This is a genomic window from Paraburkholderia sp. MPAMCS5, from assembly GCF_036016995.1.
In the GTDB taxonomy this organism is placed as follows: Bacteria; Pseudomonadota; Gammaproteobacteria; order Burkholderiales; family Burkholderiaceae; genus Paraburkholderia.
The window spans coordinates 47,396-62,321 of the sequence record NZ_JAYXBK010000018.1 but is presented as its reverse complement, the minus strand read 5'-3'; the positions used below and the strand labels follow the sequence as shown (position 1 = coordinate 62,321).

The 14,926-nt window shown below is 60.8% G+C and carries 12 protein-coding genes; 8 read left to right on the top strand and 4 right to left on the bottom strand.

Annotated features, from left to right (window positions below; all coding sequences use genetic code 11):
- Window positions 1-3: 3 nt before the first annotated feature.
- The 6 genes from VOM14_RS27575 (at window position 4) to VOM14_RS27550 (ending at window position 7,501) form a co-directional block, all read left to right on the top strand.
- Complete coding sequence (locus VOM14_RS27575) at window positions 4-1,641, top strand: hypothetical protein (protein WP_327631900.1); 1,638 nt, start codon at window positions 4-6, stop codon at window positions 1,639-1,641.
- 1 nt (window position 1,642) lies between these two features.
- Complete coding sequence (locus VOM14_RS27570; protein WP_327631899.1) at window positions 1,643-3,661, top strand: hypothetical protein; 2,019 nt, start codon at window positions 1,643-1,645, stop codon at window positions 3,659-3,661.
- Window positions 3,662-3,690: 29 nt separating this feature from the next.
- The gene (locus VOM14_RS27565) at window positions 3,691-4,380 is read left to right on the top strand and encodes a hypothetical protein (protein ID WP_327631898.1); all 690 of its coding nucleotides are present in this window, start codon (window positions 3,691-3,693) and stop codon (window positions 4,378-4,380) included.
- A gap of 123 nt (window positions 4,381-4,503) precedes the next feature.
- A complete protein-coding gene (locus tag VOM14_RS27560; protein ID WP_327631897.1) occupies window positions 4,504-4,896 on the top strand; it encodes a lysozyme inhibitor LprI family protein in 393 nt (130 codons plus the stop codon).
- A gap of 1,000 nt (window positions 4,897-5,896) precedes the next feature.
- Window positions 5,897-6,163, top strand: a complete 267-nt coding sequence (locus VOM14_RS27555; protein ID WP_327631896.1) for a hypothetical protein — start codon at window positions 5,897-5,899, stop codon at window positions 6,161-6,163.
- Between the two features lie 510 nt (window positions 6,164-6,673).
- Entirely contained in the window at window positions 6,674-7,501 is an 828-nt protein-coding gene (locus tag VOM14_RS27550) for a gamma-glutamyltransferase (RefSeq protein WP_327631895.1), read from the top strand.
- Window positions 7,502-8,030: 529 nt separating this feature from the next.
- On the opposite strand, the gene VOM14_RS27545 is transcribed toward VOM14_RS27550, so the two are convergent.
- The 4 genes from VOM14_RS27545 to VOM14_RS27530 all read right to left on the bottom strand — a co-directional run bounded on the left by VOM14_RS27545 (window position 8,031) and on the right by VOM14_RS27530 (window position 12,988).
- Entirely contained in the window at window positions 8,031-9,905 is a 1,875-nt protein-coding gene (locus tag VOM14_RS27545) for a TRAP transporter large permease (protein ID WP_327631894.1), read from the bottom strand.
- Between the two features lie 54 nt (window positions 9,906-9,959).
- On the bottom strand, window positions 9,960-10,979 hold the full coding sequence (locus tag VOM14_RS27540) for a TRAP transporter substrate-binding protein (protein ID WP_327631893.1): 1,020 nt from the start codon (window positions 10,977-10,979) through the stop codon (window positions 9,960-9,962).
- A gap of 162 nt (window positions 10,980-11,141) precedes the next feature.
- The gene (locus VOM14_RS27535) at window positions 11,142-12,038 is read right to left on the bottom strand and encodes a PCC domain-containing protein (RefSeq protein ID WP_327631892.1); all 897 of its coding nucleotides are present in this window, start codon (window positions 12,036-12,038) and stop codon (window positions 11,142-11,144) included.
- A gap of 119 nt (window positions 12,039-12,157) precedes the next feature.
- Complete coding sequence (locus tag VOM14_RS27530) at window positions 12,158-12,988, bottom strand: IclR family transcriptional regulator (protein WP_327631891.1); 831 nt, start codon at window positions 12,986-12,988, stop codon at window positions 12,158-12,160.
- A 286-nt stretch (window positions 12,989-13,274) separates the two neighbouring features.
- Between VOM14_RS27530 and VOM14_RS27525 the strand changes: the two genes are divergently transcribed.
- A complete protein-coding gene (locus tag VOM14_RS27525) occupies window positions 13,275-14,096 on the top strand; it encodes an SDR family NAD(P)-dependent oxidoreductase (RefSeq protein WP_327631890.1) in 822 nt (273 codons plus the stop codon).
- A gap of 52 nt (window positions 14,097-14,148) precedes the next feature.
- A complete protein-coding gene (locus VOM14_RS27520) occupies window positions 14,149-14,919 on the top strand; it encodes an SDR family NAD(P)-dependent oxidoreductase (RefSeq protein ID WP_327631889.1) in 771 nt (256 codons plus the stop codon).
- The last annotated feature ends 7 nt before the right edge of the window (window positions 14,920-14,926 follow it).

Sequence of the window (14,926 nt, the reverse complement as noted above, 5' to 3'; positions counted from 1 at the left end):
AACATGAAAGCAATCAACAAGGAGCTGCGCGTAGCAGCAATGGCGGCGCTCGTCCTGACACCAGCAGCGCATGCCATGGATATCGAGGCGCGCGGCGTGGGAACCACTGCCATTACGGGCGATATCAACTCAGTGCGCACGACGGCGCTTAGGCAGGCGAAACGCAACGCAGTCCTTGCGGCGCTGGACAAGGTCGTGGGTGCGGGTACGAGCAAAAGTCCCGACGTTCAGTCGAAGCTCGATGACCTTGTCGTTCAGGTCGGAGACGAGTCGTTCTATAACGCGACGCCGAGTTCTGCAGATGGGCAGTATCAGGTAAGCGTCACCTTGCGTATGGACGACAAAGCCTTGCGCACAGAGATCAGTGATCTCGGCCTCGCATTGAATACGACGGCAACGCGGAGCCAGCCGATTCTGGTGATGATGGATGAGTTCTTCACGACGCCGACAAATTTGCATGCGCCACTTGAAGAACTGACGGAATTCCGTCACGAAGAAGGCTCGCATTACAACGAGAAAGAAGCCGCAGCAAGCTCGAAGAGCGCTGCATTCGCGGCGAGCAGCAATTCCGCTTATGCGTCGAAGGAGCAGGCGGCGTTCGCCGTCAACGATAAGTCGGCTAATCGTGTGAGCGCCGCTCACGACACACGAGTAGCGGGCGCGGCTCAGGATGGATACGGCAATGCCGCCGCCGTCGCTGGCCGAGATTCGGGGCGCTACGATGCGTCGGGTGAGAGGAGCCATCAGGCAGCGGGCGCCGCGTCGCGCGACGTGGCTGCGGCGCAGAGCACGAAGGTCGCAGCAGCGTCGTCGTCCCAGTCGGCCTATGCGCACAACGTCAACGCCGAAGATCACGACAACACGTATTACCGCAAGCTCGTCAAGTACCAGCCGCAAAACACGGGTCCGGACAGAAAGAACTACACCTACAACGAACTCAAGGGTCAGTTGGGTGACCTCGACATCAAGGTGCTCGACAACGCGCTGTTCAAGAGCCGCTATTTCGGCGATCGGGCGATTACGCTCGACCAGCTCGAGAACAGCGCCGAACTCGCCAAATACGTCGATTACGCGCGCAAGGATGCGACAGCCGATTATCTGATGATCGGCTCCTCGGTCATCTACGACGTCGGTATCGACAAAAATTCTGGCCAGGAGTCGTGCACGGGCGTTGCAAGCACCAAGACATTCTCGACGAAGACGGGCGAAGACATCGGCTCGGCCACACAGTCAGAAGCCGCGATCGGTGCGTCGTCCGACGACTGCCGGGCGCGTCTGGCAGTGAAGCTGGCCGGCAGTCTGGGCAATCAGGTCGGCAAGCGGATACAGGAATTCGTTAAGAAGCGCACGATGTACGGTGCGCAATACACGATACGTTTGACGGGCGACAACCTGTCGTTGATGACGCGTACGTCGTTCAGCCAGGCATTGAAGAACGTGCCGGGCCTCGACAAGGCAACGCAGCGTCAGGCGGGCTCGGGGCAGCTCGAGGTCATCGCGACATATCACGGCAGCGACCCGCTCGATCAGGCCGTCGCGATGGCGCTGGCAGGCAGTCCGCAGTTTGCGAGCCTCGACTCGGCCGTGGACGGTAACGTGATTACGCTGTGCATGAACGGCTGTAAGAAGGGAGTGCACTGACATGCGTACGAAGGCGCGCAAATTGATCGCGGCACTTGCGCTGGCAGGTGCGGCGGCGCATGGCCATGCAGCAACGGGCGTCGGCCTCTATGTAGTGCCGGGCATTTTCTTCGACGATACAGCCGCGACCGACGGCACACCGTCGGGCAGTAGCAAGATCGATCCGGCCTTTCGCGGTTCGCTCGATATCGGGCAGACGGTGGCCTTGTTGCAGCAGCGCGCGCAGGCGCATTTCCAGGCGCTGGAAACGACGATCGACAGCAAGAATCGTTTGCGCACGCTGGCACTGTCGGTGCAGGTGACGCGCGTCTCCCGGTACCAGATCGAGAAGACGGATGGCACCATGGACATCTATCTGCCGATCACGCTGAGTGTCTATATCAGCAATCCTGTCACAGGCGAGGTACTGCAGTCGTTCAGCAAGACGCGTTATGAAGTGCTGACCGTCTCGCACTCATTGGCGCGCGCCGATGTCGAAGCAAAAGTCGCCGCCGCCTATCGTGCAGGTTTCGGCGCGCTGCTGGACAGCACGCTCGATACCGCGGCGAGCCAGTTCAAGCCGTACGTCGTAGAGACAAAAGTGGCGGATACCTGGCGCGGCTTTGCAATTCTCGACAACGGCTATCAGTCGGGCATCGGCAAAGGCGACATACTGGATAGCGATGACGCGCAATTGCGCGTCGAGTATGCCGGGCGGAACTATGCGGTGGCCGTACCCGTGCTGGGTACGGCGAAAGAAGGCGCGACGTTCAGCCGCCCTGTCACGATGGCGCTCTCCGACGTGAAGAAGCCCCGCGTGCTCGCACTCGTCAGCGACAGCAACACCGATCTATCCGAGGCCGTCAGCACGCAGCTATTTACCGACAAGCTGGGCAGCAGCGCGCCGTTCGCGACACTGCCGCTGAATGCGAACTTCAGTCAGGTCCAGGCTTCGATTGACAGCCATACGGGAATCGGGCACGAAGTCAGTGGCAATCGGGCGTTGCCGGACTTCTTTGTCCGCATGATGTTGCCGCCGGCACGCAACTACACGCTCGCGACGAATCTCAGCTACAAGACGCGTCAAAGCTATCAGGCCTGGGCATTTGCAGAACTGCTGTCGCGCGATGGCCGCGTGCTGTACGCGGCCGACGTCAATCAGCGCATCGATGATACGGTCACGAACCAGTCCGGGTTCAGTGTCGCGGACCGCAAGGAAGTTGTTTTGAAAAACGCGTTGACGGAGCTGGCGGATCGCTTCAGCAAGGAAGTCCGTTTCACGCCTGTCACCTTGAAGGTGAGCGACGCGTCATCCGATTCGTTCACGATCGACGACGCCGGCATGGTGCTTCAGCCCGGCGATACGGTGCGCGTCTATCATGACGCGGGGCGCCCGGGCGGCATCGCCGAAAACGCATTGGTGCCGGTGTGGGATGCAAACGTCACAGGCCGCGATGGCAGCAAGGTCACCGCGGCGCCCGTACTGCCCGTAGCGGGCAAACCGCCACGGCCATCGAGCGGCGACGTGGTGCTGGTCGACAGTGTCGCGGGCGCGGGCGCAGGCGCGCAGCGCCTCGCGTTCTGTCCTTCCGACAAGAACCAGATCGGCTCGTTTTCGCTCGAACGCTTCAATCAGCTCGCTTACGCGAGTGCGACGCATGCTCCGGTTACGCTCGTCGATCCGTCGCTGGCGGCGTTCGTGAACGCACGGGTGAACGGTCAGTCCGGTTTTGCGAAGTCGCTCGAACTAAAGCCAGCATCATATGACCGTTGTCTCGAAGCCCTGAACCGCATCGACCGGAAAGATCAAAAATGCAGCGATGGTATTTGCGCGACCGTCTATGACGTGAAGCTCGCATATCGCGAAACAGCGAATGGCAACACGTTGGGCCAGCTCATTTTGCAGCATGGCTTCACAACCAACAGCTATCCGTCGTCTACGGATGCGCAAAACCTCGGCGCGTTGCAGAACATCGATCTTGACGCGGATACGCGCGGCAATCTCGATAGTGTCATCAAGCAGTTCATCAAGAACAACTAAGACCTCACTCCAACCAAGGACCAGACCAAATGAAAAAGTACTCCATTCTCTTCGGCTCGCTGTTGGCGACCGCATTGGCGATCAACGCACCGCAGGCATCGGCATTCGGTATCAGCAGCCTGACCTCGGCGATTCCGGGCGTGAGCGGCGGCGCGGCATCCAGCAACGTGTCTGCCGCAGATATCGACGTATTCATCAAGACCGCGCAGGACGCGGACGCCATGATCGCGTCTTCGACCGATTACATCTTCCGTGCACTCGCGGACAAAGCAGATATTGAGAAGTACGAAGCGGGTATGGCACAGGCGCGAACGATTGCGGACCCTAAGGAACAACAGGCTGCCATCGACAAAATCAAGGATGACGAGGTCACCGCAACGCAAAAGCAACTCGCTAGCGCAGACATTCAGCAGAAGCTGAATGGCATGAGCAAAGAGAAATTGAAGGCATTCGGCAACGCGGCCTTCACCTACATGTTGGGCGTGCTAAAGGACAAACAACTGGCGGACGGCAGCCGCGCACTGGTGACGGGCGTTGCTGCGAATCCGGTGCTGGTGGGCCGCCTCGCTGCGCTCAAGGATGTGGTGTCGTCGGTTAGCTCGCAAGCGGTGAACACCGCGAAGATCGGCGACGGTCTCGTGAAGATCGCAAGCGCAGGTAAAGTCATCACCTTGCCGACGTCGTCATCGGACAAGGCCAAGGCGGTTGCAACTTTCTAAGCCCACGTGTCGTAACCGACACGCTGGTTGACGCGGTGGAGACCTGCGCATCGGCTCTCCATCGCTTTTCGAGCGATAGCGATGCGCCTGCCGATAACGTGCACATCGCGACTGGGGGATTACATGAACAAGTTAAGTCGGCTTCTGATTTCCTGCTGTATTTCGGGGTCGCTGCTCTGCACGGTTGCAAAAGCGGCGACAGCGAGCGGCCACGACGCGTGCGCCGCCGCAGAGGAGACCGGGGTTACAGCGACCATCCTTGATTGCCTTGGCACGGAGAACAGCAAGGCCGACAAACGGCTCAATGCAGTCTACAAATCCACGATGGCGCGTCTGGACGCGTCGGGTAAGGAGCGACTGAGGAATGAGGAACGCCAGTGGATCAAGGTGCGTGATGCGAAGTGCAATGCGGCGGGCAAAGAATTTGACGGAGGCAGCTTGCAGCAAGTGGAGCAGAGCAGCTGCTTCGTGGACGCCACCAAAGAGCGAGTACACGCAATCGAAGGGTTTCACTGAGCCCGTTGAGCCATATTTGTTTCCGGGTCTAGTCCTCGTGATCGGACGGAACACTTCTCGATAGCGCAGTGCGTGTTTCGAATGGACACTTTGCGATGGGCGGCTGACGACGTAGCCACGTTTTCGCCTCAACCTGACGACACACCCGTCAGACCGACATGCTGGTCGGTGGCATTTGATCTTCGCCATTGCGGCGTACTGTAACGACCGACTGCCTCGAGCATTCGAATGAAAATCGACGGTTCGTCAATGAACCAGTAATACGGTTTCAAGAGGGGCAAAACGGCAACCTCAGCTCCGTCCTCGCGTATTCGCCTTTGCATGGAGCGCACGGCGCGGCGACCGTCGCGCTCGACCGTGGGGCGCTGGTGGACCAACGGCGGTCCTTCGATGGATGAAAGCAGTGTCGCTCGAACGGCTGGTTTGCTTCGACATCGCCCATCGGTTAGTTCCAACGGATGGCGTGAACGAGCGAGTGGTGGCGCCTCAGCTGCAGCGCCGCCCCGGTTGCCGACTTCCGCTGGATCGCAGGCCGCGTTTAACGATGGCTGTGAAACGGACGTTTAGACGCCGGTTGCAGTTTTCATCCGCGATTTGTTCGTTGCCCGGTAGCGCAAAGCGTGACATGCGCTCAGGAAGCGGCGCGGTGCCCTCGGCGCGCCCAAGGCGCCTTAATCGCCCGACCAATAGGGGTATTCACCGAAAACTTTCAACAAGCTTCCGTCACATTCCCCGATTAGAATGTTTCCTCGAAATGCGCCCGTGGGTCCTTGTCTACGGTCCATTGCATGCCGCACTTGCTGCAAATGCAGTGCGTTCTTGCGTGAGCGGAGAGATCGCTGAATTGAAAACATCGCGTGGAGTGACAGCATCAACGTGATCGCGGTAGGGACGGCGATATGAGGGCCGACAAATTGCATGAATAGTGCACATGTGCGCGGATGAGAGTACGGCCTGCGCACGCAAACAACGACAAACTAATACTGAGAGAGTTGGAGAAATGACAGCGGAAGTTGCAACACTGTTAGTGCCTACGCATCATCAAATCAAGATTCAGGCAAGAAGCGGCGGTATGCGGGTGACTGCCATATGGCAGGTGCTGATGCCGGTCGCCGGCGACATTGAGCGCGTGCAGGTAGCAGCCAGCAGAAAACATGACTTCGAGGACATGACAATTTCGTTTGCCAAAGCGACCACCGGGTCGCTCGGCACCGTCCTCGCGCGGTTGAAGCAGATGCCATGGGTGTCCACGGCAGAGCTTTCGTAGACGTTCGGGCGTCGTATGTGTGCGATGGGCCAATGTCGCGGCCCTGCACTTGCGCGGCGCAATCAAAACGGACGTGTCGACGCCTTTGAGCGATGGCACGTCCGCGTTTCCCGGCCCACACACATCGACTCCGGTGCAGGTTGGAATTGACCTGCCGGTAATGAGCTGCGCGAGGCAAGTGGATGAAGACTGTAGTCAGACCGGAACCTGTAAAGACGGGAAGTCCTTACACACCGCAAAGCGCGGAGGATGGCTCGAAGCAGTCGCTCTCGACTTGAGGTCTTCGTGGAGACAAATCGCCGAGGCGCGCCTAAAGCGATGGCCGCTTCTTTTCGATGGACAGAAGAAGGAACTTCAAATGCGTCAACGATTGTCGTTACTCGCTGGATGCCTCCGCGGTCAAAGGCGTCGCGCAAGCGGCGGATAGCCTGATATTCTCCGCGCCGCTACGTGTGCCGTCGCCAGCTCCGATAATATGTGGACGCAACTCTAACTGTCTGTCGCGGCCGTGTGCCCGCCACACCACCAACGACGTCTTCAATGAGGCTCGCAACGCGCTTACATCGCGGGTCGCCTTCCCGGCACATGTTCGCCGCCTGTTCTGCTACCTTCTGGGACGAGCGACAGCAGGTTAGATGTAGCAGCGGACCGACGCAAAATCTCATTCCGCCTGTCGTGGTGCACGACCGGGCTCCAAGCCGCTGCGAGGTGCAAACGCCAATCGATATTCGGTATCGCGGCTTCGAAGTCCGGCAGACGCCGCCCAATTCGACCGGCTTCGCTCATCTGGTTGCGTTGAAAATTCTCGAGCGTTTCGATCTGTCCGAGCTTGGGTATTTGTCGGCCGACACGCTGCACCTGCTGGTCGAAGCGAAGAAGCTCGCCTTCGCCGTTCGTGAGCGATATGCGAGCGATCCGCGCCGCAGACCTGTTCCCGTCGACGAACTGCTCGACGAGCGATTTATCGATGCGCTAATTGCGCGGATCGATCGAAAGCGCGCGGCAAGTATCGATCTGCGCGAAGCTTGGCAGGCGGCGTCGTCGGTCACGACGGCGCGTCGGCACGCGGGCAACACCACTTACTTTTGCACGATCGATGGTGAAGGCAATGCGGTCTCGGCGATCCAGAGCCTCAATAACGCATTCGGTTCGGCTGTCACGTTGGGCGGCACCGGGGTTCTCCTCAACAACCGGATGACCTGCTGGCATCTCGACGCGGACCATCCGAACGCGCTCGCGGCCGACACGCGTGTCAGGCAGACGATGAACGCACCGATAGTGCTGCGCGACGGCCGCATATCGACATGTCCCATCTGCTTGGCGAGTCGCCATCAATGAGCCGAAATTTTCATTGATGACGAATCGTGGACCCCAGGGTCGATGCCGCGCAAGTATCCTGGAACCTCCAAACCACGTATTCGGTGCGCTCACCATGCTCCGGAGAATGCGTATCCTGGAAACAGGAAACGGAGGCATTTATGTGCTACTCGGCGCAGATTCAGGCAGCCTATGACGCAACAAAACGCAGTCTAACCTCAGAGGGAGAAAGTAGTGAGTCTTCCCCCTCTGTGGAGATTGCGGCAAGGCGCATCAATTCGCCTCGTTGTTGAAGCTCGATCCTTAAAAGCGTGCCATCGAACAGGCGAATTAATGCGCGTCGAAGCGCTGGGGGCATGCTCTGTCCCGCGTCAGCCAGCCCCACGGAAACAGAAATGCCAGCACCCGGCATCGCGCCAAGGGCTGCAGTAAGCGAAATCGGATGCGTCTTGGTTTCCTTTTCAAGTATTTTGCCTAACTGTTCGTTCTCTGCCGTTAGCCGCTCGTTCTCTTCTCTTAGATGATCAATGCACAAACGAGTCTTTGCGTCTTATCGAGCAGGCAAAAAGCCGGTGGATAGCCACGGCACCGCGGCGACCACGATCAGGCCCATCACGAGCGCCACGACATAGCCGATGATCGGCCGCGTGCCTTCGTCCGGATGTACCTTGCTTATCACGCAGGCCGCGTAATAGCCGACGCCGAATGGGGGCGTAAAAAGGCCCACGCCCATTGAGAGCACGACGACCATTGCATAGTGCACCTCGTTGATGCCGACGCTTTGCGCGATCGGGAACAGCAACGGCCCGAAAAGCACAATGGCCGGGATGCCTTCGAGTACGCTGCCGAGAATCACGAATGCGACGATGGAGATTGCCATGAAGCCCGCGCGGCCACCCGGCACTGCCTGCATTGTCGAGGCGAGCAAAGTCGAGAAGCCGGACTGGGTGAGCGCCCACGCCATCGCCGTCGCGGCGCCGATGATCAGAAGGATGGCGCCGGTGAGCGACGCCGTTTCGATCAGCATCGGATACAAGCGCTTCAAGTCGAAGCGGCGATATATTACGATGCCGATCACGACGGAATACACGATACCGATTGTCGAAACCTCGGTTGCTGTTGCGATGCCTTCAATTACCGCGATGCGAATCACGACGGGCAAAGCAAGCGCGGGCAGTGCGATCAGAAATGCCTTGGCGATCGCCGCGCCCGACGCCCGCTCTACGTCGACGGAATCGTCTTTGCGATAGCGCCACCGCACCAGCGCGCACAGCGCCAGGCCGAGAATCATGCCTGGCAGCAGTCCGCCCGTGAAGAGCGCCGAGATCGAGACGCCTGTGACCGATCCGATGGTGATGAGTACGAGGCTGGGCGGAATGGTTTCTGTCTGCGCTCCGGTGGCTGACAGCAGTGCGACCAGATCGCCCGGCTTCGCGCCGCGCGCCTTCATCTCCGGAAACAGCACGGGCGCGATCGCGGCCATGTCCGCGGCCTTCGAACCGGAAATGCCGGATACCAGATACATCGCGCCGATCAAAACGAATTGAAGTCCGCCGCGAACATGGCCAAGCAGATTGCCGAGAAACGTCACCATGGCGCGGGCCATGCCGGTCATCTCCATCAGCAAGCCGAGGAAGACGAAAAGCGGCACGGCGAGCAGGATCAAATGACTCATCCCTTCGTCCATGCGGCCGACCATGATCAGCACCGGCGTGGACGTGCTCAGCGTCAGATAGCCGAACGTCGCGAGTGCGAACGAAAACGCAATGGGAACGCCGGTCAGCACCATGAGCGCGACGAGGCCGACGAAGAAGAACAACAGGTTGAAGTTGCCGAGCGTCATGAGCAACGGACGCGCCAACGCGAGAGCACCGGCGATTGCCATCACGCTCACGAGCGCGGTCGCGACGAGCCGCCAGTTGCCGACGCGCGCGAGCCGCAGAAGCGCACTGAGTGCCATGAGCGCGCTGCCGACCGGTAAGGCCGCCGCGCGCCATGAATCGGCAATCTCCAGCGCGGGCGTCGTGATCATGGCCTGATCTTCGGCGAAGCTGTAAGCGCATGGCGTGAACAGGACAAGGAACAGGAGCGGTGCCGCGATTGCGAGCACATCGAGGAACGCGCGCCGGCGTTCGGTCATGTGACCGACGAGCGCAGTCATGCGCATGTGTTCACCGCGTTGGAACGCGATCACCGAACCGAGCATGGCGAGCCAGATGAAGAGAATCGACGCAAGCTCGTCGGACCACACGAGAGGATTGCTCAGTACTGCGCGGCTCACCACGCCGGCGAACAGGATGCCGACCTCCGCGACTACGAGAAGCGCCGCGGGCACTTCAACCAGCATCGTCAGCACGGATTGCAGTGCGGCGAGCAGACCGCTGTTCGATACCCCGGTTATCGCGGGCAACGCTTCGTCTTTCATGGTGGTCTCCTGATTCAATGCATGCGACGCATGCGCGGCCTTCGCGGCCAGCACTTACAGCGTGCGACCTGCTCCCTTCTGCAGCAGCGCCCATGGTTCGTCACCGAATTTGCCGTGCCACTCCTTATAGAAGCCAGAAGCGTGGAGACGGCTCTGGAACGCGGCGGTGTCGACGGAATTGAACGTCATGCCCTTCGCGGTCAAGCTCGTTTCGAGAGAGGCGTTGAGCGCCGCGACATCCGCACGTTGCTTCACGGCAGCGTCATTGATGTGTTTCTCGATCAGCGCGCGCACGTCGGGCGGCAGCTTCTGCCAGCTCTTTACGTTCGCGAGTTGCCAGAAGCCATCCCACATGTGGTTGGTCTTCGCGATGTACTTTTGCACCTCGTAGAGCTTGCCGGTATCGAGGATCGCGAGCGGATTTTCCTGGGCGTCCGCGACCTTCGTTTGCAACGATGAATAGACTTCGGCGAAGTTGATCGTCAGCGGAGCGGCGCCGAAGTCGCGGAACATCGAGGTCCACATCGGCGATGCCGGGACCCGGATCTTCAGCCCTTTCAAATCGTCCGGCGTCTTCACGGGATGGTTCGAGGTGCTGATCTGACGAAAGCCGTTGTCGAAGATCTTCGGCATCGCATAAAGGCCGCTTTTGGAGATTTCCGCTCGCACGTAGTTGCCGAGTTCGCCGTCCATCGCGGCCCAAACGTGATCGTAATCGGAGAACGCGAAACCGATGCCGCTGATCGCGGCCTTCGAAACGAGCGTGGAGAGGATCAGTGGGGAGAGCGAGAAGAAATCGATAGCACCGGCGCGTAGTTGCGACAGCATGTCGGTGTCACCGCCCAACTGGTTATTCGGAAACACCTGAATGTCGACCTTGCCACCCGTTTCCTTGCGGATCGCGTCGGTCGCTTCGGTGATACGCACGATCAGCGGGTGCGTAACGGGCGCATTGCTCGCATACTTCATCGTGAAGTCGGCGGCATGAACGCGGGTTGTCTTCAGGATGGCCGGAAACGCGAGCGCGGCGCCAGCGGTGATCTTCAACATCGAACGGCGGGAAAGGTTTTGCACGGTGCTTGTCTCCAGAAGCTAGTTGTTTATCGGTATCTCGCAAGGACTAGGCGAGCGATGGACGGCCAATGCACGCGCCTCGTTCGTTGCTTCGTTGACGGCGCGCTTTCGTGTCGTTTGACGACTGACGAACAGGTAGTGACGCGTGGTTCAAAGTGCCGCTTAGAGCAGCGTCTCCTCCAGGTACAACTCGAAACAGATCAGGACGGGATTGTCGCCGCGCACGAGACGACCTCGATGCACGTCGCCGCGCGGGTCGATCAACGCAATGTCGATCGTGGCGCGCGGACCGTCTTGGGTGTCATGAACCTCGCCATTCACCACGAGAATCTCGGTGGCGACGTCGTCAATGGGAGGAGCATTCTCGAACCTCGCGCCGACAATGCTGCCTACGCTGCCGCGAATCTTCGCGGCACGTATGTCATGGTTCCGGCAGGTCTGCTCGATTGCGCCGACCAGATCTTCATTCGGACGGATGCGCGCGACGACGCATTTGCGGTTCGGCACAAGGCGGCCTGCCGCCGTGCCACGCGCGGATTCGCGAGACAGAACGACGGGACGAAGCAGCGTGAAATTCGTTTCGGAATCGAACTCCGCCTGCATCCATGCGTTCGACGTGCCCCATGCGCGCGCCTGTGAAGGCTTCGCTACCCGGACCTGATCCGAGAAGATGTGGCCGCCTTGCCAGCGACCTTCGGGCGTCTTCCACACCGCATGGCAATGGACGAACGGTGCACCGTCGCGACGGCCGATCGTCGCGCATGCGAGTTCGACATGGAGCGACGTGTCGATCCGATGCTGCTCGCTATAGAACGCCACATGTTCCGCATCGTTCGGCAACGCGGGGCGCACGTAGTGCAGCGATTCGAGCCTGAGTCCTTCGATGCGCACGGTCGCAGTGGAGAGACCGGCTGCTTCGAGCGGCGCACACAGCGCATCGCGCAGGCTGTCGCCGGGTTGGAGATCGAATGTGAGTGCGAGCGCGTCGCCGCAAATCGACTCGATGCGCTCGGCGGCTGGCATGCCGGGTTGCGTAAGAAGGCGGGAAGTGGTTCTCAAGACGTCTCCGGAATTGATTGCTGACTCTTGTTCCATGCCGATAAGGGACTGCGGCCGTTGTTCTGGCCACATTCGCCCGATGTGCTACTTCTCGCGCCGCGCCGAGGACGCGACGATCGTCATCGCTGCAAGGCTGCCGACGCTTCCGCGCGCCGGCTGTCGAGCCGCTGCTTCACGCGCGCCTCGACATTGCGTACTTCGGTCTGCAGCATCCTCACGAGCTTGCGTTGACGGTCTTCGTCCATCCGGCTTTCGATCGCGCCGATGGAAAGCGCCGCGCACGGCTCGCCGGCTTCATCGCGGATCACGATGCCGAGTCCCCACGAACCCGGACTGATCAGACCGCGATTCGACGCATAGCCACGCTCGCGCGTCTCGCGCACGAGCTGGCGCAGGCCGTCCGGGGTGAGCAGGGGATAGTGCTCGCGGTAGCTCTCTTCGCAGGCGGCCAGCACATGTTCGATTTCGTCGTCGTCGAGTGCGGCCAGCAACGCGACGGCACCCGCGCCCACCCCGAGCGGATGACGGTCGCCCACGGATAGCACTTGTGCGCGAATGTGATACATGCCTTCCTCGCGATGCGTGCAGATGGCGAAATCGCCGCGCCGAACCGTGAGAAACGCCGTGTCTTCCGACAGGTGCGCGAGCCGCACCACGCTGTTCGCAGCCAGTTGATGCACGCCGAAGCGCTCCGCGGCTAGCGCACCCAGCACATAGCTTTCGCAGCCGAGGTGATAGCGCCGGGTTTCCGGGTCCTGCTCGACGAGACCGCCGCGAATGAGCGCACCCAGCAGCCGGTGGGCGGTCGGTTGCTTGAGACCGGATTGCGCAACCACTTCGCGCAGCGGCATGCCGACGCGGCTATGCGTGGCGACGAGTGAAAGCAGCGACAGCGCGCGATCGATGCTCTGGGCGCCGTCCCGTTCGAGCGGTACGACGCGATCGCTCATGTGTGTTTCCCTCTGTGCTGCGCCCGGATCTTTCTTCACGATTTGCGCTCCACAATATGGACTGTTGGAGTGTCATTTGCGCAGACCAATCGACTGCTGGCATCCACAATGCGGAGCCGTTTCCGCGCATTCTAGTAACGAAGCGGTTTGCGGCCCTATCGTGGTTAACGAGCACTATTCACAAGGGGACGCGATCTCGTAACCTGCGATCCGGTTAAGCACGCAATTAACGCTCCATATTGTGGAGTACTTATTCAACGCAGTGCAAGCACAGCGGAGATGCGTCATGACGGAAAACTGGGCGGCGCCCTTTTCGATGAGCGGCAAGACGGTACTGGTGTTCGGTGCGGGCGGTCCTGCCGAAGGCTGGAACAACGGGAAGGCTGCGGCCTATGCCTATGCCCGGGCGGGCGCACGGGTTTGCTGCGCGGATCTCGACCTGGAAGCGGCGGAACGCGTCGCGAACGGCATCGTTAAAGAGGGCGCCGAAGCGTTTGGCCTGCGGGCGGACGTGACGGATTCCGCCTCGGTGAATACCGCGGTCGCCGCGCTGATCGAGCGTTGGCAGAAGATCGACGTGCTGCACAACAACGTGGGCGCAACGCATATGGGCGGCCCCGTGGAGCTGGACGAGGCGACCTTCCGCCGTTCCATCGACCTGAATCTCGGTTCCGTCTATCGCGCTGCAAAGGCCGTGTTGCCGCACATGATCGCGCGCGGCGAGGGGGCGATCGTCAATATCTCGTCATTGGCGGCGGTCGGCTGGACGGGGTATCCCTATTTCGCTTACGCGGCGTCGAAGGCGGCAGTGAATCAGGCCACGGTCAGCATCGCCATGCAGCACGCGCGACAGGGCATTCGCGCCAATTGCGTGATGCCGGGCGCGATCGACACACCGCTCATCTACTCCCAGATCGCAAAACAATATGCGTCCGTCGAGGAGATGATCGCAGCGCGCAATCGCATGGTGCCGATCGGCAGGATGGGCGACCCGTGGGACGTAGCGCATGCGTCGCTTTTTCTCGCGTCGGACGCCGCGAAGTTCATCACCGGCGTGAGCCTTGCCGTGGACGGCGGCCAGAGCAGCGCGATGGTGCCGCTCCAATGACGCGCGGTTCGCACAGGATTTCCTATCGAAGCACCACAGAGGAGCGGCTCCCATGAGCGCAAACAGACAGACGGACGCGCGCGTCGCGGTGATCACCGGCGCGGCGGGCGGCATTGGCGCCGCGATAGCCGCGCGCCTCGCACGCGCCGGCATGCATGTCGTCGTCACTGACCTCGATTTAGGCGCGGCCGAAGCGGTCGCCGCGACGGTCGCGGAAGAGGGCGGCGCTTCTTCGGCGATGACGCTCAACGTCGGGGACAGCGACGTGATCGGTGAGTTCTTCGCCGCGCTCGACTCGAAGCTGGGCCGCTGCGACGTGCTGGTGAACAACGCAGGCATCGCAAGCCTGATTCCGTTCGGTGAATTTCCACTCGATACGTGGCGCCGGATCATCGAAGTCAACGTGACCGGGCCGCTTGCGCTCACGCAGCACGCCATCAAGCGCATGCGGACCCGCAACTGGGGGCGCATCGTCAACATCGCGTCGACGAGCGGTATTCGCGCGGGCGCGGGGCGCACCGGGTACGGCACGTCGAAGGCCGCGCTGATGGGCCTCACCCGTCAGATGGCGATCGAACTCGCGCCTTTCGGCATTACCGCGAACGCGGTCGCGCCGGGTCCGGTCGAGACGCCGCTCGCGCGGCATCACTCGCCGGCCGCGCGCGAAGCTTACATGCGGCTCGTGCCCATGAAACGCTATGGCATGCCCGACGAGATCGGCGCGGCGGTCGGATACTTCGCCTCCGACGACGCCGCGTACACCACGGGCCAAACGCTTGCCGTCGACGGCGGTTTTCTTGCTGCAGGCGTCCTCGACGCGTGACGCGATA